General features: G+C 59.6%; 16 protein-coding genes and 1 pseudogene. 10 read left to right on the forward strand and 7 right to left on the reverse strand.

The window, feature by feature from the left end; all coding sequences use genetic code 11:
* Positions 1-70: 70 nt before the first annotated feature.
* From DNK50_RS25775 to secA, 3 genes are all read right to left on the reverse strand, one after another.
* Complete coding sequence (locus DNK50_RS25775) at positions 71-1,015, reverse strand: Nudix family hydrolase (protein ID WP_112196608.1); 945 nt, start codon at positions 1,013-1,015, stop codon at positions 71-73.
* Between the two features lie 18 nt (positions 1,016-1,033).
* On the reverse strand, positions 1,034-2,251 hold the full coding sequence (argJ, locus tag DNK50_RS25780) for a bifunctional glutamate N-acetyltransferase/amino-acid acetyltransferase ArgJ (RefSeq protein WP_099585514.1): 1,218 nt from the start codon (positions 2,249-2,251) through the stop codon (positions 1,034-1,036).
* 123 nt (positions 2,252-2,374) lie between these two features.
* Positions 2,375-5,110: a preprotein translocase subunit SecA gene (secA, locus tag DNK50_RS25785; RefSeq protein WP_099585515.1), complete on the reverse strand. Its 2,736-nt coding sequence runs from the start codon at positions 5,108-5,110 to the stop codon at positions 2,375-2,377.
* Between the two features lie 294 nt (positions 5,111-5,404).
* On the opposite strand from secA, the gene DNK50_RS25790 reads away from it, so the two are divergent.
* On the forward strand, positions 5,405-5,860 hold the full coding sequence (locus DNK50_RS25790; protein WP_099585516.1) for a DUF721 domain-containing protein: 456 nt from the start codon (positions 5,405-5,407) through the stop codon (positions 5,858-5,860).
* A gap of 4 nt (positions 5,861-5,864) precedes the next feature.
* Here DNK50_RS25790 and DNK50_RS25795 read toward each other — a convergent pair whose 3' ends face one another.
* A complete protein-coding gene (locus DNK50_RS25795; protein WP_099585631.1) occupies positions 5,865-7,343 on the reverse strand; it encodes a helicase HerA-like domain-containing protein in 1,479 nt (492 codons plus the stop codon).
* A gap of 333 nt (positions 7,344-7,676) precedes the next feature.
* On the opposite strand from DNK50_RS25795, the pseudogene DNK50_RS29660 reads away from it, so the two are divergent.
* Together DNK50_RS29660 and DNK50_RS29665 are read left to right on the forward strand one after the other, a co-directional pair.
* Positions 7,677-8,516: pseudogene (locus DNK50_RS29660) on the forward strand (cache and HAMP domain-containing protein); the annotation flags it as partial.
* Positions 8,517-8,657: 141 nt separating this feature from the next.
* Entirely contained in the window at positions 8,658-9,422 is a 765-nt protein-coding gene (locus DNK50_RS29665; protein ID WP_371929531.1) for a methyl-accepting chemotaxis protein, read from the forward strand.
* A 6-nt stretch (positions 9,423-9,428) separates the two neighbouring features.
* Here DNK50_RS29665 and DNK50_RS28990 read toward each other — a convergent pair whose 3' ends face one another.
* Positions 9,429-9,599, reverse strand: coding sequence for a hypothetical protein (locus tag DNK50_RS28990; protein ID WP_177411569.1), 171 nt, complete (start codon positions 9,597-9,599; stop codon positions 9,429-9,431).
* Positions 9,600-9,685: 86 nt separating this feature from the next.
* On the reverse strand, positions 9,686-10,534 hold the full coding sequence (gene purU / locus DNK50_RS25805; protein ID WP_015885632.1) for a formyltetrahydrofolate deformylase: 849 nt from the start codon (positions 10,532-10,534) through the stop codon (positions 9,686-9,688).
* Between the two features lie 345 nt (positions 10,535-10,879).
* Here purU and mvaT point away from each other — a divergent pair, with 345 nt between their 5' ends.
* Positions 10,880-11,254, forward strand: a complete 375-nt coding sequence (gene mvaT, locus DNK50_RS25810; RefSeq protein ID WP_003175830.1) for a histone-like nucleoid-structuring protein MvaT — start codon at positions 10,880-10,882, stop codon at positions 11,252-11,254.
* Between the two features lie 89 nt (positions 11,255-11,343).
* Here mvaT and sbcB read toward each other — a convergent pair whose 3' ends face one another.
* Positions 11,344-12,771, reverse strand: a complete 1,428-nt coding sequence (sbcB, locus tag DNK50_RS25815; RefSeq protein WP_112196610.1) for an exodeoxyribonuclease I — start codon at positions 12,769-12,771, stop codon at positions 11,344-11,346.
* Positions 12,772-12,938: 167 nt separating this feature from the next.
* Between sbcB and DNK50_RS25820 the strand changes: the two genes are divergently transcribed.
* From DNK50_RS25820 to DNK50_RS25845, 6 genes are read left to right on the forward strand one after another with little or no spacing between them, the layout of a single operon-like run.
* Positions 12,939-13,631: an RDD family protein gene (locus DNK50_RS25820; protein WP_112196611.1), complete on the forward strand. Its 693-nt coding sequence runs from the start codon at positions 12,939-12,941 to the stop codon at positions 13,629-13,631.
* Positions 13,628-14,608, forward strand: coding sequence for a stage II sporulation protein M (locus DNK50_RS25825; protein WP_112196996.1), 981 nt, complete (start codon positions 13,628-13,630; stop codon positions 14,606-14,608). The genes DNK50_RS25820 and DNK50_RS25825 overlap by 4 nt, the downstream gene beginning before the upstream one ends.
* The gene (locus tag DNK50_RS25830; protein ID WP_112196612.1) at positions 14,595-16,115 is read left to right on the forward strand and encodes a DUF4129 domain-containing protein; all 1,521 of its coding nucleotides are present in this window, start codon (positions 14,595-14,597) and stop codon (positions 16,113-16,115) included. Before DNK50_RS25825 ends, DNK50_RS25830 begins: the two co-directional genes overlap by 14 nt.
* On the forward strand, positions 16,112-17,269 hold the full coding sequence (locus DNK50_RS25835) for a DUF4350 domain-containing protein (protein WP_112196613.1): 1,158 nt from the start codon (positions 16,112-16,114) through the stop codon (positions 17,267-17,269). Before DNK50_RS25830 ends, DNK50_RS25835 begins: the two co-directional genes overlap by 4 nt.
* Positions 17,266-18,261, forward strand: a complete 996-nt coding sequence (locus DNK50_RS25840; protein ID WP_099585522.1) for a MoxR family ATPase — start codon at positions 17,266-17,268, stop codon at positions 18,259-18,261. The genes DNK50_RS25835 and DNK50_RS25840 overlap by 4 nt, the downstream gene beginning before the upstream one ends.
* A gap of 7 nt (positions 18,262-18,268) precedes the next feature.
* Positions 18,269-19,600, forward strand: a complete 1,332-nt coding sequence (locus tag DNK50_RS25845; protein WP_112196614.1) for a DUF58 domain-containing protein — start codon at positions 18,269-18,271, stop codon at positions 19,598-19,600.
* Positions 19,601-19,660 lie beyond the last annotated feature (60 nt).

The following is a 19,660-nucleotide window of genomic DNA, read 5'->3' on the forward strand; positions in this document are numbered from 1 at the left end:
CACCCTTGATTTGTGAATGCATTCAAGTGTGGGAGGGGGCTCGCCCCCGATGAGGCCAGTCAGGACAACATCAACCCTCAGGCCAGAACGCCCGAATCCCAGCAACACCTTGAGCCCCGGCTTCCCAAGCCTGTTCCCGCTCTGCAGGTCCAACCCCGCCCAACAGAAACACCGGCTTGCTGAACCCACGAATCAACTCCGCCGCCTGCTCCCAACCCAAAGGCTGGGCATCTGGGTGGCTCTGGGTCGGCTGCACCGGCGACAGCGTGACAAAATCCACGTCCATCATTTCTGCCAGCGCCAGTTCCTCAGCGTTGTGGCAGGACGCCGCCAACCAACGGTCTTTCGGCAACGGCCGGCCCTTGCTCGCGTATTTGCGCAATTGGGCCGAGGTCATGTGCCAACCGGCCGCAGGGAAATCCCCCAACCATTCAAACGGTCCCTTGAGCATCAACTGTGCCTTGCCCGCACACAGCCCCACCGCATCCACCGCCAAGTCGCGATATTTAGGGTCGTAACCGTTGGGCGCACGCAGTTGGACCAGCTTGATGCCACCCGCGATAGCCTTCTGAATCCCGCGCAACAGGGTCGGGGTTTCCAGCTCGCCGGGGGTAATCAGGTAATCGGCGGGCAAGCGCGCGGCGGCAACGATTGGAGCGTTAGCGGCCGGGAACTCGTAATTGATCAGATCCCGAGGTGCCACCCACTCCAGGGGTTGCCCTTCGGCACCGTGGGGCTCGCCGGTAAAGGCCGAGACTTCCCAGACATCCAGCAACACCTGCTTGTCCGGGTAGTCATGCTGCACCTTGATCAACGGCCGCGCCGTGGTCACCTGGATGCCCAGTTCTTCCTGCAACTCGCGGGACAAGGCCGTAGCGACGGACTCGCCCGCCTCGACCTTGCCGCCGGGAAACTCCCAGAGACCGCCCTGATGCTGAGTATCGGCGCGGCGCGCCAGCAGGATCCTGCCATCGACACCGCGGATCACCGCTGCTGCTACATGCACTCGTTTCACCGCGCTTATCCTCCAGGCTCAGGTACGGTATTCCGCGTTGATCTTCACGTATTCGTGGGACAGGTCGGTGGTCCAGATGGTTTCGCTGCAGTCGCCGCGACCCAACTCAATGCGGATGGTGATTTCTTCCTGCTGCATCACCGCCGAACCCTGGGCTTCGGTGTAGCTCTCGGCGCGGGCGCCACGGCTGGCGATGCACACATCACCGAGGAAAACGTCGATCTTGCTCACGTCCAGGTCCGGCACACCGGCACGGCCGACGGCGGCGAGGATGCGACCCCAGTTCGGATCGGAGGCGAACAGTGCAGTCTTGATCAGCGGCGAGTGGGCCACGGTGTAGCCGACATCCAGGCATTCCTGGTGATTGCCGCCGCCGTTGACTTCAACCGTCACGAACTTGGTGGCGCCTTCGCCGTCACGCACGATGGCCTGGGCCACGTCCATGCAGACTTCAAACACCGCCTGCTTCAATGCTGCGAACAACGGGCCGCTGGCCTCGGTGATTTGCGGCAGGTTGGCCTGGCCGGTGGCGATCAGCATGCAGCAGTCGTTGGTCGAGGTATCGCCATCGATGGTGATGCGGTTGAACGATTTGTTGGCGCCATCCAGGATCAGGCTGTGCAGCACGTCGCGGGAGACTTTGGCGTCGGTGGCGATGTAGCCGAGCATGGTGGCCATGTTCGGGCGAATCATGCCCGCGCCCTTGCTGATACCCGTGACGGTAACAGTCACACCGTCGTGCACGAACTGACGGCTCGCGCCTTTGGGCAGGGTATCGGTGGTCATGATGCCAGTGGCGGCGGCCGCCCAGTTATCCACAGACAGGTCGTCCAACGCGGCTTGCAAGGCGCCTTCGATTTTCTCCACCGGCAGCGGCTCGCCGATGACGCCGGTGGAGTACGGCAGCACTTGGCTGGCATCCACGCCGGTCAACTCGGCCAGCTTGGCGCAGGTACGCGCTGCTGCAACCAAACCCGGCTCACCGGTGCCAGCGTTGGCATTGCCGGTGTTGGTCAGCAGGTAACGGATGGTGCCGGCAACACGCTGCTTGGCCAGGATCACCGGAGCGGCGCAGAAGGCGTTGAGGGTGAACACACCGGCGACGGTCGAACCTTCGGCACAGCGCATCACCACCACATCCTTGCGCCCCGGGCGTTTGATGCCGGCCGACGCGATACCGAGCTCAAAACCGGCAACCGGGTGCAATGTGGGCAAAGGACCAAGACCAACAGCCATGAACGCGCTCCTTATAAATAGATGATGTCTGTGCCGTCGTAATCGACGGTGAAATTAATGGCAAAACGCCGCGACGGCAGAGGCCGGTCGCGGCGCAGGGTATTGCAGCGTCAGGCGAAAATCTTATTCGATCTGGCCATGGCAGTGTTTGAATTTCTTGCCCGAACCGCAGTAGCACAGTTCGTTGCGGCCCAGCTTCTGATCATTGCGAACCGGAGCCTGAGCCAAGGCCACATCGACCTCTTCACCCAACACTTCAGGTGCTTCCAGACCCGGCGCTTCGTCATGCTGGAACTGCATGCGCGCCGCCAGTGCTTCGGCTTCCTGACGCAGGCGGGCTTCTTCCTCGATCGGGTCTTCGCGACGCACCTGAACGTGGGACAGCACACGAATCGAATCGCGCTTGATCGAATCCAGCAACTCGGAGAACAGCGTGAACGACTCGCGCTTGTACTCCTGCTTCGGGTTCTTCTGGGCGTAGCCACGCAGGTGGATGCCGTGACGCAGGTGGTCCATGGTCGACAAGTGGTCTTTCCACAGGTCGTCCAGCACGCGCAGCACGATTTGTTTCTCGAAGGTGCGCAGTGCCTCGGCACTCGCTTGCTCTTCTTTCTCGTTGTACGCGGCCAGCAGCTCGGTCATCAGCTTCTCGCGCAGCGTCTCTTCGTACAGGTGATCGTCTTCGTCGAGCCATTGCTGGACCGGCAAGTCGACACCGAAGTCGCTCTTCAACGCGGCTTCCAGACCGGCAACATCCCACTGCTCTGGCAGGGATTGTGGCGGGATATGTGCGCTGACGGTGGCGTTGAGCACGTCCTGGCGGAAATCGGCGATGGTCTCGCCAATGTTGTCGGCGGCCAGCAACGTGTTACGCATGTGATAGATCACTTTACGCTGTTCGTTGTTGACGTCATCGAACTCAAGCAGTTGCTTGCGAATGTCGAAGTTACGGCCTTCAACCTTGCGCTGCGCCTTCTCGATGGCGTTGGTCACCATGCGGTGCTCGATCGCTTCACCGGACTGCATGCCCAGGGCTTTCATGAAGTTCTTCACCCGATCCGAGGCGAAGATGCGCATCAGGCTGTCTTCCAGGGACAGGTAGAAGCGGCTGGAACCGGCGTCACCCTGACGGCCGGCACGACCACGCAGCTGGTTGTCGATACGGCGCGATTCGTGACGCTCGGACGCAATCACCTGCAGGCCACCGGACTCCAACACGGCCTGGTGGCGCTTCTGCCAGTCAGCCTTGATCTGGGCGATCTGCTCAGGAGTCGGGTTGTCCAGGGACGCCACTTCCACTTCCCAGTTACCGCCCAACAGGATGTCGGTACCACGACCGGCCATGTTGGTGGCGATGGTCAGCGCGCCTGGGCGACCGGCCTGGGCAATGATCTCTGCTTCTTTTTCGTGGAACTTGGCGTTGAGGACCTTGTGCTCGATGCCTTCCTTGTTGAGCAGGTTGGACACGTGCTCGGAAGTCTCGATGGTTGCGGTACCCACCAGGATCGGGCGGCCCTGGGCCAGGCCGTCCTTGATGTCGTTGATGATCGCCGCGTATTTCTCTTCGGCGGTCAGGAACACCAGGTCGTTGAAGTCTTTACGTGCCAGCGGCTTGTTCGGTGGAATCACCATCACGGCCAGGCTGTAGATCTGGTGGAATTCGAACGCTTCGGTGTCCGCTGTACCGGTCATGCCGGACAGTTTGTTGTACAGACGGAAGTAGTTCTGGAAGGTGGTAGAGGCCAACGTCTGGCTTTCGGCCTGGATGTTGAGCACTTCCTTGGCTTCGATAGCCTGGTGCAGGCCTTCGGACAGACGACGACCCGGCATGGTACGACCGGTGTGTTCGTCGACCAGTACCACCTGGCCATCCTGCACGATGTATTCAACGTTGCGATGGAACAGCTTGTGGGCGCGCAGGCCGGCGTACACGTGGGTCAGCAGGCCCAGGTTGTGCGCCGAGTACAGGCTTTCGCCTTCAGCCAGCAGGCCGATCTGGGTCAGCATGTCTTCGACGAACTGGTGACCCGCCTCGTTGAGTTCGACCTGACGGGTCTTCTCGTCGATGGAGAAGTGACCTTCTTTGGTCACCACGCCTTCCACTTCCTCGATGTGCTGCTCCAGACGCGGGATCAACTTGTTGATCTCGGTGTAGAGGCGCGAGCTGTCTTCGGCCTGGCCGGAGATGATCAGTGGGGTGCGGGCTTCGTCGATGAGGATGGAGTCGACTTCGTCGATCACGGCAAAGTTGAGTTCGCGCTGGAATTTTTCATCCATGCTGAACGCCATGTTGTCGCGCAGGTAGTCGAAACCGAATTCGTTGTTGGTGCCGTAGGTAATGTCGCACGCGTAGGCAGCGCGCTTCTCTTCCGGCGGCTGGAACGGTGTGACCACACCGACGGTCAGGCCGAGGTATTCATACAGCGGGCGCATCCAGTTGGCGTCCCGGCGAGCCAGGTAGTCGTTCACCGTCACAACGTGCACGCCCTTGCCGGACAGTGCGTTGAGGTAAACACCCAGGGTCGCGACCAGGGTCTTGCCTTCACCGGTACGCATTTCGGCAATCATGCCTTCATGCAAGGTCATGCCGCCGATCAACTGGACGTCGAAGTGGCGCATGCCCATGACACGCTTACCGGCTTCACGGGCGACCGCAAAGGCTTCGGGAAGCAGCTTGTCGAGGGTTTCACCTTTAGCTATGCGGGCCTTGAACTCTTGGGTCTTGGCGCGCAATTGCTCGTCCGACAGGGCAACCATCTGCTCTTCGAAGGCATTGACCAGCTGCACCGTCTTGAGCATGCGTTTGACTTCGCGCTCATTCTTGCTTCCAAAAAGTTTCTTTAACAAAGGCGCAAACATATCGGCAGGTTCTTCCACACATAGGGATGGAGGGCGCACCGTGAGTGGCCCGAGCAGCCCTCACGGCCGCATGCGAACGCGCATTCTACCCGGAATCGTGGGTGAGGAAAGTGGCGTTGTTCCCCGACGCTGGCATGGTGCTGTGAGAGGGCTTGTTTAAAATAAGGGCTTTTGCGCGAACTTCAACCCATGGAGCCGATTGATTTCATGGGAAACCCCCCGGCAATGCATTGTCCGGGGCCGCGCAGACGCATTCTGCTAAGATGGCCGCTCTGTTACTTAAGGTGTCCAATCATGGCATTTCGCCCTCTTACAGCCCGCGCACCCAGCGTGTTGCTTCGCGAAGCCAAGCCGTTGAAAGCCATCTTTGGCCATGCGCAACGCTTGGGCCACCTGCAACGCCTGCTCGAAAGCCAACTGCAACCCGCCGCCCGCGAGCACTGCCATGTAGCGTCGTGGCGTGAGGGTAATTTGCTGTTAATTGTCACCGACGGTCATTGGGCCACCCGGTTGCGCTATCAGCAAAAACGTCTGCAGCGTCAATTGATGGCATTCGATGAGTTCGCCAGCCTGACCCGCATCCAGTTCAAGGTGCAACCACCGACCGTGCAGCAAGGGGCAGCCGGCCATACTATGGACCTGTCGGAAAATGCGGCCGAGACTATTCAGGCCACGGCCGACGGCATCAGCGATCCAGGCTTGCGCGCCGCGCTTGAGCGCCTGGCCGCCCATGGCAAGCCCAAGGCCTGAAGCGCTATTTGCGCTTGCTGCCGCCCAACAAAGACCCCAACAAACCCCGTACCAATTGGCGCCCCATCTGATTGGCTGCCTGCTGCATGGCTGATTTCAGCGCCTTGCCTGCGGCGGTTCCGAGGAACGCACCCGCCTTGTCCGTGAAGCTGGGCTCCTCGGCGGGCTGACTGGCCTCTTCCGTGGTACCCAGTTCCTTACGCGCCATCAGCACTTCATAGGCAGACTCCCGATCAATCGGCTTGTCATAGCGGCCCTGCAACGGCGAACTCGCCACCAGTGCGGCGCGCTCCGCCGTGCTGAGCGGCCCGATCCGCGATTGCGGTGGCGCGACCAGTACGCGCTGGACGACTTCCGGCGTGCCTTTTTCCTGCAACGTACCCACCAACGCCTCACCCGTGCCCAGCTCGGTCAACACTGACAAGGCATCGAATGTCGGGTTGGGCCGGAAACCGTCCGCTACCGCCCTGAGGGATTTCTGCTCTTTCGTGGTGAACGCCCGCAGGCCGTGCTGCACCCGTAAACCAAGTTGCGCCAGCACAGTGTCCGGCAGGTCGCCCGGCGATTGAGTGACGAAATACACACCCACGCCTTTGGAACGAATCAGCCGCACCACTTGCTCCAGGCGCTCTTGCAATGCCTTGGGCGTGTCGGCAAACAATAAATGTGCCTCGTCGAAGAACAGCGCCAGCAGTGGTTTATCCGCGTCGCCGCGCTCCGGCAACTGCTCGAACAACTCCGCCAACAGCCACAGCAGGAAGGTCGCATACACCTTCGGCGCCTCATGCACCAGGCGGCTGGCGTCCAGCAAGTGGATGCGCCCACGCCCGTCAGCCGTGGGCTGCAAGATGTCTTCAAGCTGCAGGGCCGGCTCGCCAAACAGCGCCTCCGCCCCCTGCTGTTCCAAGACAGCCAGGCGCCGCAACAGCGCCTGGCTGGAACCGGTGGTCATCAGCGCCGCGTCTTCACCGAGCAGTTCCGGATGATAGCGTAGATGGTTGAGCAGTGCCTTGAGGTCCTTGAGGTCCAGCAGCAACAGGCCTTCGCGATCCGCCACCTTGAACGCTGCGTACAAGGCCGACTGCTGGCTGTCAGTCAGTTCCAGCAGACTGCCCAGCAACAACGGCCCCATTTCACTGATGGTGGTGCGCAACGGATGACCGGACTGCCCGTGGATATCCCACAACGTAACGGGATACGCCTTGGCCGTGTAATTAAGGAAAGGCATTCCGGCAATACGCTCGGCCACCTTGCCCTGAGGATTGGCAGCGGCACCCAGGCCACAGAGGTCACCTTTGATGTCCGCCGCAAATACCGCCACGCCCGCATCACTGAAGGCTTCAGCCAGGCGTTGCAACGTGACGGTCTTGCCGGTGCCCGTGGCGCCGGCGATCAGCCCGTGGCGGTTGGCCAGGCGCATGGCCTGGGCAATGGGCTGGCCATCAAGACCGGCACCGATTAGGAGTTGCGTGGAATCAGGCATTTCGTCACCCATGGTTAAGCTTTAGTGTCGCCAGGTCGATAAGAAAGATGTGAGACCCATAAAGTCTAAAAATCGCTCAGATAGTTCCTACAGGGACCAACGGAAATATCAAACTTTTTTTACGCACCCTTTCGCGTGTTCCACAAGGACGCGCTTCGGATATTAAGACCTTAGCGGACCCTTCAAGCTATGAATAAAAATCTGCGCTTCAGCCACAAGATCCTGCTTGCAGCCTCCCTTATCGTCATCGCGGCCTTTGCCCTGTTCACCCTCTACAACGACTACCTACAACGTAACGCTATCCGTGACGACCTCAACAATTACCTTCACGAAATGGGCGATGTCACCGCCAGCAACATTCAGACCTGGCTGACCGGGCGCATTGCGCTGGTGGAAAACGCCGCACAAAACATCGCCATCAACCCTGAGCCTTCGACCGTTGCCAGCCTGCTGGAACAGAAAAGCCTGACATCCTCCTTCATGGCGACCTACGTGGGTGACAGCAAAGGGGCTTTCACCATCCGCCCCGACACCAAGATGCCGGACGGCTTCGACCCACGGGTTCGCCCCTGGTACAAGGGCGCCCAGAACAGCAACGGCTCGACCCTGACCGAGCCGTACATTGATGCCGCTACCGGGCAATTGATCATTTCCATCGCCACCCCCAGCGCCAAAGGCGGCCAGAGCATTGGCGTGGTGGGCGGTGACCTGAGCCTGCAAACCCTGGTGGATAACATTGGCGCGCTGAACTTCGGCGGCATGGGCTATGCGTTCCTGGTCAGCGCCGACGGCAAAGTGCTGGTACACCCGGACAAAAACCTGGTGATGAAAACCCTGGCCGATGTGTATCCAAAACATACGCCGAAGATCAGTGGCGACTTCAGTGAAGTCGAAGCCAACGGCAAGGACAACATCGTGACCTTCACACCGATCAAAGGCCTGCCGTCGGTGAACTGGTACTTGGGTATTTCGGTGGATAAAGATAAATCCTACGCCATGCTCAGCGAATTCCGCACCTCGGCGGTGATCGCCACGATCATTGCCGTGGTGATCATCATTGCCTTGCTGGGCATGCTGATTCGTGTCTTGTTGCAACCACTGCATGTGATGACCCGTGCCATGCAGGACATCGCCGACGGCGAGGGTGACCTGACGCGCCGCCTGACCATCCAGAACCACGATGAATTCGGCACTCTGGGCAATGCCTTCAACCGCTTCGTAGAGCGGATTCACACGTCCATCCGCGAAGTGTCCTCAGCCACCGAGCACGTGAATGAAGTGGCACTGCGGGTGGTCAGCGCGTCCAACTCGTCGATGGTCAACTCTGACGAACAGGCCAACCGCACCAACAGCGTGGCTGCCGCCATCAACGAGCTGGGCGCCGCCGCCCAGGAAATCGCACGCAACGCTGCGCAGGCCTCCAACCAGGCCAGCGATGCACGGCACTTGGCCGAAGACGGTCAACAGGTGGTTGAGCGCAATATCAAGGCGATGACTCAGTTGTCTGCAATGATCAGCGCCTCCAGCAGCAATATCGAAGCGCTTAACAGCAAGACCGTGAACATCGGCCAGATTCTCGAAGTGATCACCAGCATTTCCCAGCAAACCAACCTGCTGGCGTTGAACGCTGCCATCGAAGCGGCCCGTGCCGGTGAAGCCGGACGCGGGTTTGCGGTCGTCGCCGACGAAGTGCGCAACCTGGCGCACCGCACCCAGGAATCGGCGCAACAAGTACAAAAGATGATCGAGGAACTGCAAGTCGGCGCGCGGGAGTCGGTGAGCACCATGAGCGAAAGCCAGCGCCACAGCCATGACAGCGTAGAGATTGCCAACCTGGCGGGTGAGCGCCTCAACAGCGTGACTCAACGCATTGGCGAGATCGACGGCATGAACCAGTCGGTGGCGACTGCGACGGAGGAACAGACCTCGGTGGTGGAGTCAATCAACATGGACATCACCGAGATCAACACCCTCAATCAAGAAGGCGTGGAAAACCTGCACTCCACCCTGCGCGCGTGCACCGACCTGGAACAGCAGGCGGCACGGTTGAAACAATTGGTGGGCAGCTTCCGGATCTGATCTGCTTTATTCAGCAGCGGGATCCGGTTTGGCCTGCTCACGCTCCCACAGCTCGGCGGCACCCGGAAATTCGGTGCCGTCTTCACTGTCCAGGTCATCCGGATCGTACCGGCTCAAGCACCCTTCACCCAATGTCGCAGGTGCTTTGGAGGTGGCTTTGTCCAGTGGGTCACTCATCGGTCAATCCTCAATGGCACACAAAGAAAAAGGGCCTGCAGCGATTTAACGCCCAGGCCCTTCATTCTTCAATCAGAACGCCTTGATCAGAACACGACAGTCTTGTTGCCGTGTACCAGCACGCGGTCTTCCAGGTGGTAACGCAGGCCACGGGCCAGCACCATTTTCTCGACATCGCGGCCGAAGCGCACCATGTCCTCAATGCTGTCGCTATGGCTGACGCGCACTACGTCCTGCTCGATGATCGGACCGGCGTCCAGCTCTTCGGTGACGTAATGGCAGGTTGCGCCAATCAACTTCACGCCCCGCAGGGACGCCTGGTGGTATGGCTTGGCCCCCACAAATGACGGCAGGAAGCTGTGGTGAATGTTGATCACCTTGCCGGCGTATTCGCGGCACAGTTCCGGCGGCAGGATCTGCATGTAGCGCGCCAGCACCACAACATCAGCCTCATGCTGCTTGACCAGGCGAGAAACCTCGGCGAACGCCGGCTCCTTGTCCTGTGGGTTGACCGGCACGTGGTAGTACGGGATCCCGTGCCACTCGACCATGCTGCGCAGGTCGTCATGGTTGGAGATTACACACGCGATCTCGCAGTCCAGCTCATCACTGTGCCAGCGGTGCAGCAAGTCGGCCAGGCAGTGGGATTCGCGACTGGCCATCAACACCACGCGCTTCTTCTGCTCGGTGTCGGTGATATGCCAGGTCATCGAAAACTCTTCGGCGATTGGCGCAAAGGCCTCGCGAAAAGCCTCAAGGCCAAAGGGCAGCGTGTCGGCACGGATTTCATGACGCATGAAGAACCAACCGCTGAGATTGTCCGAGTGATGGCTCGCCTCGGTGATCCAACCGTTGTGGGAGGCCAGAAAATTACTGACTTTGGCAACGATGCCGACCCGGTCCGGGCAAGCAATCACCAGCCGAAAAGTGCGCATTAGGGGGAAACTCCAGAACTTCGCAAAGGCCGCCATTCTAGCGATTACGCAGGAAAACTGCAGTATTCGTTAGCGCTTATTCTGTTCACCTGCCCGCGACCTCCCCCTCGCCAACCCAAGGATTACCACCGCTACTATGAATTTACTGTACCCAAGGCTGTTCCCTGATGTCAGCAATATTATCTTTAGGTTTACACCGTGATAATTAACTCGATTGCATTAGGTGTGCTAAAAACATTCAAAGTAATTCACATAAATGCGACCTAAATGTTTACTTGGGGAAACTGCCTGACTATTATTGGGCCACTGTCCCTGTCAATCAGCGTTCTACATAAGGTAGTCCACATGTCTCTGATCAACGAATACCGTGCCACCGAAGAAGCTATCAAAGAGCTGCAAGCCCGTTTGAAGAACCTGTCCCAAGACGACAAGCTGAAAACCGAGCTGGAATTCGAAGGCAAACTGCGCACCCTCATGGGTGAATACTCCAAATCCCTGCGTGACATCATCGCGCTGCTGGATCCAGAGTCGAAAGTTAAAGCACCTCGTGGCGCCGTGAAAACTACCGGTACCAAGCGTGCTCGCAAGGTCAAACAATACAAAAACCCGCACAACGGCGAAGTGATTGAAACCAAAGGTGGCAACCACAAAACGCTGAAAGAGTGGAAAGCCAAGTGGGGCGGTGACGTGGTTGAAGGCTGGGCTACCCTGCTGGGCTAAGCTTTGCCAGGCCTGCGCCTGATACGCAACACATTAAAAACGCCAGCTTGCTGGCGTTTTTTATTGGCCGTCAATTCTGCACAACCTAATTACAGATTCACACGGGCCGCTAAAGCATCGGCATATTCCTGCCACTGCACCAGCACCTGCTGCTGCAACGGCGTCGCACTAACAGCCAACTCCTGCCGCGCCTGATTAAATGCCTCAAGGGTATTGGGAGCGCCAAATTCAGGGCTGGACAAACGTTGCCGACAGAAAAGTTTCCAGCGTTGTAGCTCCTCGCTGTTCAGCGTATCGGGGAAGTTACGCGCTCGGTAGCGAAATAATAATTCCGGCAATCGATGATCATCAAAAGGCCACTGCTGTCTTGCTAATTGCTCGGGCTCTGCCATCCGGACTTGTTCACATAAGCGTCGATCACGATCGCCAATAAAGCCGTCGTAAAGCTGCTGTTCCGGGTCGGTATTCCCTGAAAAATCTTCGTCGGCATAAATGACCGCCAACTTATCGCGCCACAGTTCCTGTGCGTCAGTTAGCCGCAGCGCGCGCGCCTGATAAATGTCCATATCCAATTGCAGGCGTTCACGATCTTCGACCCGCAATACGTTCAAGGGCGCGACAACTGGGCAGCGATTGATATGCACCAGCTTCAGCGGCACCGGCAACTCACCTTCGGCAAGGTCATCACGACGGGTGTACAGGCGTTGGCGCAAGGTGGCGGCGTCAGCGTCAAGCAGCCCCTGAGGGTCCAGGCCAAGGTCGCAGACAATCAACGCGTTGCGGTTGCGCGGATGCCAAGCCAAGGGCAGGACAACGCCAAGGTAATGACGCTCGGCGGAAAAACGCCCTGATATGTGCACCATTGGTTGCAACAGGCGCACCTGGTCCATCACTCGCTGTTTACTGCGTAATTGAAACAGCCAGTCGTACAATTTTGGCTGCTTCTCGCGCACCAATCTAGCCAGGGCGATCGTGGCGCGCACGTCGGATAACGCATCGTGGGCCTGCCCATGATCGATGCCGTTGGCAGCCGTCAAACGTTCAAGCTTGAGGGTCACACGCCCGTCCTGCTGCGGCCAATCGATGCCTTCCGGACGCAGGGCGTAGGCGGTGCGAACCACATCGATCAAGTCCCAACGACTGTTACCGCCCTGCCATTCGCGCGCGTAAGGGTCGAAGAAGTTGCGATACAGGCTGTAGCGCGTCATTTCATCGTCAAACCGCAATGTGTTATAGCCGGCACCACATGTTCCCGGAGTTGCCAGTTCGGCATGTACGCGGGTCATGAAATCAGCCTCGGCCAGGCCCTTTTCGGCCAATATGGCGGGGGTGATCCCTGTAATCGCGCACGCGGCGGGATGGGGCAGGATATCGTCGCTGGGCTGACAGTAGATGTTGACCGGCGGGCCGACCTCGTTGAGTTCGAGATCCGTACGAATCCCCGCTACCTGGAGCGGTCGATCACTGCGCGGGTTGATGCCGGTGGTTTCATAGTCGTACCAGAAAATGGTGGTCACGGGCTATTCCTGTGCTGAAGATCGACAAAGTCTAGGCGCTGAGCCTGGTTCGGGGCCAGCACCAAATCAACTGTACAAACATCCAGCAAAACCTTGAGTGGTTGCTTCCATCGCCGACGCTGTTAGCATCCGTGTCACCCAGCCGCTCTGCACTGCCAAGGATCGCGATGCCATCAGCCCCATTGGATACCCGCTACCAGATCGAAACCCCAGAGGGCATCGACCTGCCACTGCGCCCCGCCGGCCTGGTGCCACGGGTGCTGGCATTTGCCTTCGACCTCGGCGCACGCGCAGTGATCATGGGCGTATTTATGGTGCCATTAGCCCTGCTCGGCAATATTGGGATCGGCCTGGGCTCGCTGCTGCTGTTCCTGGTCAGTTGGTGGTACATGGTGCTGTTCGAGGTCCTCAACCAGGGCTGTTCACCGGGCAAACAGGTCATGGGCCTGCGGGTAGTGCAGGACGATGGCACGCCCATAGGCTGGTCAGCGTCACTGATCCGCAACCTGCTGCGGTTCGTCGATATGCTTCCGTTCGGCTACTTCCTCGGCGCCATCAGTTGCCTGCAGCACCCTCACTTCAAACGCCTTGGCGACCTGGCCGCCGGCACCTTGGTGGTCTATCGCGAGCAGCCCCTGGCACGACCCCAGATACCTCAAGCTGCAGCACTGCGCCTACCGTTTGCCCTGGACCTGAGTGAGCAGCGGGCGATCCTGGGTTTCGCCGAACGCCAGGCTGAGCTGTCCCCCGAGCGGGTACACGAACTCGCCTCCATCCTCGCGACACCGCTGCAAGTATCCCCAGCACGTGCCGTGGAGCAACTCAATGGCGTGGCCCGTGGCCTGCTGGGGCCAGCATGAAACAGAGCCTCTTCGAAAGCCGTTACCAGCCCCAATGGCAAGCCTTTGCCGAACAACTTAAGCAGTTGGAACAAGGCAAGGCCAAGGCCGGTGACCTCGCCGACTTTCCTCATCAATACCGCCATCTATGCCAGCACTTGGCCCTGGCCCAGGAGCGTGGTTACAGCAGTTACCTGGTGGACCCGCTGCAACAATTGGCATTGCGCGGCCATCAACAACTCTATCGCCACCGCAGCCAATTGGCGGCGAATGTACTGAGTTTCCTACTGGCCGACTTTCCGCGACAAGTAAGGGAACAATGGCGCTTCGTGTTGATTGCCAGCCTGCTGTTCTTTGGCAGCCTGCTGGGCATTGCCCTGCTGGTCTACCTGTTTCCCGACCTGATCTACAGCATTGTCAGCCCACAGCAGGTAGCCGAAATGCAGGGCATGTATGACCCCGATGCCAGCCGCCTGGGTCGCGCCGCCGAACGGGCGTCAAGCGAAGACTGGATGATGTTTGGCTACTACGTGATGCACAACGTCGGCATCGCCTTCCAGACATTCGCCGCGGGGTTGCTGTTCGGCTTGGGCAGTGTGTTTTTCCTGATATTCAACGGGCTGATCATCGGCGCGATTTCCGGGCACCTGACCGAAATCGGCTATGGGCAGACCTTTTGGTCATTTGTCATCGGCCATGGTGCCTTTGAACTGACGGCTATCGCCCTCGCTGGCGCCGCAGGCTTGCAACTGGGCTGGGCGCTGATTGCGCCTGGGCAACTGACACGCAGCGAATCCTTGCGACTTGCCGCTCGCAAGAGCGTGCAACTGCTGTGCGGTGTCATGGTGTTCCTGCTGATCGCAGCCTTTATCGAAGCCTACTGGTCTTCCACCACCCACATCGACCCTTGGATAAAATACCTTGTGGGCACTGCACTTTGGCTGTTGGTGGCTGCTTACCTGACCTTTGCCGGACGGACTCGCCATGCGCCTGAGTGATGCCAGCGTGGCGATTCGCCCGCGAACCGCATGGGAGGCCATGGACCTTGGCGTATCAATGGCCCGGGAGCATCGCCTGCTGTTGATGGGGAGCTGGGCGCTGGTGACCCTGCCGGTGTTTGCCGTGCTCACCACGTTGCTATGGAACTACCCATCCACGGCCATGTTCCTGTTCTGGTGGTTCAAACCGGCGTTCGACCGCTTGCCTTTATACATTCTCTCCAAAGCCCTGTTCGGTGAAACGCCTAGCCTCAAGCAGGCTGTGCGCCAATGGCCAAAACTGCTTAACAGCCAACTGCTGGCCAGCCTGACCTGGCGCAGGCTAAGCCTCAGCCGCAGTTTTGTGATGCCGGTCAGTCAGCTCGAAGGCCTCGACGGCCAGGCGCGTCAACAACGCCTGGGCGTGCTGCTGCAACGTAACGCCGGTGCCGCGCGCTGGTTGACCACTGTCGGGGTGCACCTGGAAGTCGGGCTGTGGTTTGGCTGCATGGCGCTGTTCTACCTACTCATTCCGCAGCAACTTGAACTGGATTGGGACTGGCAACGGTTGGCGCTGGCTACGGGTTCCGAAGCCTTGTGGCTGGAGCATCTGGGCAACGCGTTCTATGCCTTGATACTGGTGTTTTGGGAGCCCATTTATGTCGCCTGTGGTTTCAGCCTTTATCTCAATCGCCGCACCGTGCTGGAAGCGTGGGACCTGGAGCTTGTATTCCGCCGCCTGCGCCAGCGCCTGAGCAACGTAGCGTCGCTTTTATTGCTGGCGCTCGGGCTGACATTCCTGCCATACAGCCCGCACGCCATGGCAGAGGAAGGCAAACCACTGAGCCATGAAAGCGCAAGCCAATCCATCAAGTCGCTTCTGGACCAGCCCCCCTTCAAAAACCCGGAGACCGTCACTCGCTATCGCTTTGGCGAAGAAAAGCCCGTCGTTAAAAACCAGACACACAGTGACGGCAAACTTCCGGCGTGGCTGCAGGCACTGCTGGACAACTTCAACGGCAATACTTTCAAGCATGTCGCCCAGGGCCTGGAAGTGCTGTTGTGGAGCGTACTGATCGGCGGCCTGGTCCTATTGATATGGCGTTATCGGGAATGGCTGCGTACTTTTGTCAGCCGGCGCGGGCCAGGGAAACCCAAAGCCGCCAAACCAGTACCCGCCCAGTTGTTCGGTCTGGAGCTGGGCACAGAGAGCCTGCCCAGGGACATCGCCAGCACTGCCGAGCAACTCTGGTCGAGCCAACCCCGGGAAGCCCTTGGCCTGTTATATCGTGGCCTGCTGAGCCGCTTGCTGCATGACTTCAACCTGCCCCTTAAAAGCGCGGACACCGAAGGCCAGGTGCTGGAACGCGTTCACCTGTTACAGCAACCACAACTGATGGCGTTCAGCGATGAGTTGACCCGACACTGGCAAAACCTGGCCTACGGTCATCAACTCCCACCCGCCTCGGCCCAGCAAAAACTATGCAACGATTGGCGTGCCCTGTTCAGTTCGGAGGGCGCCCAATGAACCGATGCTTACTAGGGATAGGACTGCTGCTGGCATGCCTGATCACTGCGGGCGGCTTTTATGCCTGGAGCAAGGCGATCCCCTATGAAGAGGTGGTGGACCGCGGTCCCGCTCCGCAAGCCCTGGCCAATCCCTACCTGGCTGCCGAACACTTTCTGCGCCAGCAAGGCCTGCCCGTGGAACATGCCAATAGCCTCGAACGCCTGGCCACCCTGCCGGCCGCAGGCAACAGTCTGTTGCTACTGGAAGAACGCAGCAACATGTCGCCACGCCAGGTCGAACAGTTGCTGGATTGGGCCAAGTCCGGTGGACATCTGTTGTTAGTGGCCGAAGCACTCTGGGATGAAGAGACCGGCAAAAGCGGCGACCTGTTGCTCGATCGCCTGCATATCCACCAAGTGCTGAGTGACGAACCCGAAGAGCCCGCACCCGCCAGTAAAAAGAAAGCGCCGGACCTGACGAAACTCTACATCGACAATGACACCGCCCCGGCCTACTTCAGCTTCGATACCGACTTCAACCTTATCGACCCCAGGCACCTCGCACAATTTTCAGCCAATAGCGCCAGGTCGAGTCACCTTATGCAACTTGACCTCGGGCAAGGCCGCGTTACGGTAATCACCGACAGCGAACTGTGGAAAACACCCGAGATCGGCAAACACGATAATGCCTGGCTGCTGTGGTATCTGAACCAGGGCACTGCCGTCACCTTGCTGTCCAACAGCAACGTGGATGATCTGTTCACCCTGCTGTTGCGTTACTTCCCCCAGGCAGTGGTTGCGCTCATTGCACTGATAGCCCTGGCACTCTGGCAGGCCTGGATGCGCCAGGGCCCGATCCAGGCCCCAGCCTCCAAGGCGCGCCGGCAATTGCAGGAACACTTGAAAGCCAGCGCCGACTTTCTGCTGCGCCGCAGCGGTCAAGGCACGCTATTGCAGGCTTTGCAGCACGATATTCTGCGTGCGGCCCGACGTCGCCATCCAGGCTTCGAACATCTCGACACAGCAGAACAATGGCGGGTACTGGAACACCTGACGCGCCAACCCTCTCACGTCATCAGCCAGGCCCTCGGCCCACTCCCGGCAAAACGGCTTTCCAGCGCCGATTTCAGCCGGCAGGTGGCATGCCTGCAAACCCTCAGGAATGCCCTATGAGCGATTTCCCCAGCACCACAGCCTCGACCGGCGAACCCCTGCAACGCGCCAGCAAGCAAGCCCAAGCTCTGCGTATTGAACTGCGCAAGGCGGTGATCGGGCAGGATCAGGTGATCGATGACGTACTGACCGCACTGATCGCCGGCGGCCACGTCTTGCTCGAAGGTGTACCCGGGCTGGGCAAGACCTTGCTGGTGCGCGCCCTGGCCCGTTGCTTTGGCGGGGACTTCGCGAGGATCCAGTTCACTCCGGACCTGATGCCCAGCGATGTCACCGGCCATGCCGTGTACGACCTGCATACCGAGCAGTTCAAACTGCGCAAGGGTCCCGTGTTCACCCACCTCTTGTTGGCCGACGAAATCAACCGGGCCCCAGCCAAGACCCAGGCGGCCCTGCTCGAAGCCATGCAGGAGCGGCAAGTCACCCTCGAAGGTGAAGCCCTGCCCATCGGCCAGCCGTTCATGGTGCTGGCCACGCAGAACCCAATCGAACAGGAAGGCACCTACCCCCTGCCGGAAGCCGAGCTGGACCGGTTCATGCTCAAGGTACGCATGGACTATCCCGACGCGCAGCAGGAACTGGATATGGTGCGAGAAGTGACGCGCTCGTCACGGGCCGACATGCTGGATGTGCAACCTTTGCGTACAGTGCTGCAGGCCGAAGACGTGTTGCAACTGCAACAGATCGCCAGTGAACTGGCCCTGGATGAACACGTACTCGACTATGCCGTGCGCCTGGCGCGAGCCACACGCAGTTGGCCAGGCCTGGCCATCGGCGCCGGCCCACGAGCTTCAATCGCCCTGGTACGCGGCGCCCGCGCCCGTGCACTGCTACGTGGGGGCGAGTTCGTCACGCCGGATGACATCAAAAGCTGCGCCCTTGCGGTACTGCGTCATCGGGTACGCCTTGCACCAGAACTGGACATCGACGGATTGGAGGTCGACCAGGTGCTCAAGCAACTGCTCGACCAGATTCCGGCACCCCGGCAATGAAGCGCCCATGAAACCGACCCGTCTGTTATTAGTCTGGCTTGGCGTGCTGCTGGGCTTGAACATCCTGCTGGGCACTGCGGCAGCCTTGCAGTTCAAGGTGCCCGACACCCTGCACTCGGTGGCGTGGGGTCTGCTCCTGGCGCTGCTCCTCTTGGCGTTGCTGGACGCGCTGCGACTGCGCCGCAGACCATCACCGAACGTGCATCGGCATATGCCCGGCAGCCTGGCGCTGGGACGCTGGGGCGAAGTACGCCTGGTCCTGGAACATGGCTCTCCACAAGCGTTGACGGTGCAGGTGTTCGATCACGTTCCCGACGGGCTGAGCCTGGAAAACCTGCCCCAGTCCATCGAGTTACGCCCCGGTGAAGGCAGCGAGCTGGGCTATCGGCTACGGCCTTTACGGCGCGGGCATTTCACGTTCAGTCGATGCGAAGTCCACCTGCCCAGCCCATTGGGCCTCTGGTCCGCCAGGCGCTTTATCGAAGTCGAGGATGCCACCCGCGTCTATCCGGATTTTGCCCGACTGTACGGAGCACAGCTGCTGGGGGTGGATAACTGGCTGAGCCAACTGGGGGTGCGTCAACGCCAACGACGGGGCTTGGGGCTGGAGTTTCATCAACTGCGCGAATTTCGTGAGGGTGACAGCCTGCGGCAGATCGACTGGAAAGCCACTGCGCGGCAACGTACTCCCATCGCACGAGAGTATCAGGACGAGCGCGACCAGCAGATCGTGTTCATGCTCGATTGCGGCCGACGCATGCGCAGCCAGGATGATGAACTGTCACACTTCGACCACGCCCTCAATGCCTGCCTGTTGCTCAGTTATGTAGCCTTGCGCCAGGGCGATGCGGTGGGATTGTGCACCTTTGCTTGCGACCACCCACGCTACCTGGCGCCGGTCAAGGGCAGTAGTCAGTTGAACCTGTTGCTCAATGCGGTCTATGACCTGGACACCACCCGCCGAACTGCCGACTACGAGGCGGCGGCCAGCCAACTGCTGGCCCGGCAAAAGCGGCGGGCATTGGTGATCGTAGTCAGCAACCTGCGGGATGAGGACGATGAAGCACTACTCAGCGCCGTCAAACGCATCAGCCGTCAACATCGGGTGCTGGTGGCGAGTATGCGGGAGGAAGTCCTCGATCTACTGCGCCAGTCTCCCGTACAGACGTTGCCCGAGGCTTTGGCCTACAGCGGCACTGTCGACTACCTCAACATGCGGGACGAATTGCATGACCGTTTGAACGCACACGGCCTGTCGGTGCTGGATACGCTGCCATCAGCCATGGGCGCCGCCCTGGTAACACGCTACCTGGGCTGGAAAAAAGCTGGAGTCTTCTGAAAAAAGCGCACGATTGCTGGGGGACAGCACCATTCCCCCGGACATGTCGACTGCATGCTG

Origin of the sequence: Pseudomonas sp. LG1E9 (assembly GCF_003290225.1) — a bacterium.
GTDB lineage: Bacteria > Pseudomonadota > Gammaproteobacteria > Pseudomonadales > Pseudomonadaceae > Aquipseudomonas > Aquipseudomonas cyclaminis.

Coding starts and splice junctions, on each gene's coding strand:
- DNK50_RS25840 (WP_099585522.1), top strand. CDS start 17,266: ATGAGCGATTTCCCCAGCACCACAGCCTCGACCGGCGAACCCCTGCAA.
- DNK50_RS28990 (WP_177411569.1), bottom strand. CDS start 9,599: ATGAGTGACCCACTGGACAAAGCCACCTCCAAAGCACCTGCGACATTG.
- DNK50_RS29665 (WP_371929531.1), top strand. CDS start 8,658: ATGGTCAACTCTGACGAACAGGCCAACCGCACCAACAGCGTGGCTGCC.
- DNK50_RS25830 (WP_112196612.1), top strand. CDS start 14,595: ATGCGCCTGAGTGATGCCAGCGTGGCGATTCGCCCGCGAACCGCATGG.
- DNK50_RS25825 (WP_112196996.1), top strand. CDS start 13,628: ATGAAACAGAGCCTCTTCGAAAGCCGTTACCAGCCCCAATGGCAAGCC.
- DNK50_RS25795 (WP_099585631.1), bottom strand. CDS start 7,343: ATGCCTGATTCCACGCAACTCCTAATCGGTGCCGGTCTTGATGGCCAG.
- purU (WP_015885632.1), bottom strand. CDS start 10,534: ATGCGCACTTTTCGGCTGGTGATTGCTTGCCCGGACCGGGTCGGCATC.
- DNK50_RS25790 (WP_099585516.1), top strand. CDS start 5,405: ATGGCATTTCGCCCTCTTACAGCCCGCGCACCCAGCGTGTTGCTTCGC.
- DNK50_RS25845 (WP_112196614.1), top strand. CDS start 18,269: ATGAAACCGACCCGTCTGTTATTAGTCTGGCTTGGCGTGCTGCTGGGC.
- DNK50_RS25835 (WP_112196613.1), top strand. CDS start 16,112: ATGAACCGATGCTTACTAGGGATAGGACTGCTGCTGGCATGCCTGATC.
- mvaT (WP_003175830.1), top strand. CDS start 10,880: ATGTCTCTGATCAACGAATACCGTGCCACCGAAGAAGCTATCAAAGAG.
- DNK50_RS25820 (WP_112196611.1), top strand. CDS start 12,939: ATGCCATCAGCCCCATTGGATACCCGCTACCAGATCGAAACCCCAGAG.
- secA (WP_099585515.1), bottom strand. CDS start 5,110: ATGTTTGCGCCTTTGTTAAAGAAACTTTTTGGAAGCAAGAATGAGCGC.
- argJ (WP_099585514.1), bottom strand. CDS start 2,251: ATGGCTGTTGGTCTTGGTCCTTTGCCCACATTGCACCCGGTTGCCGGT.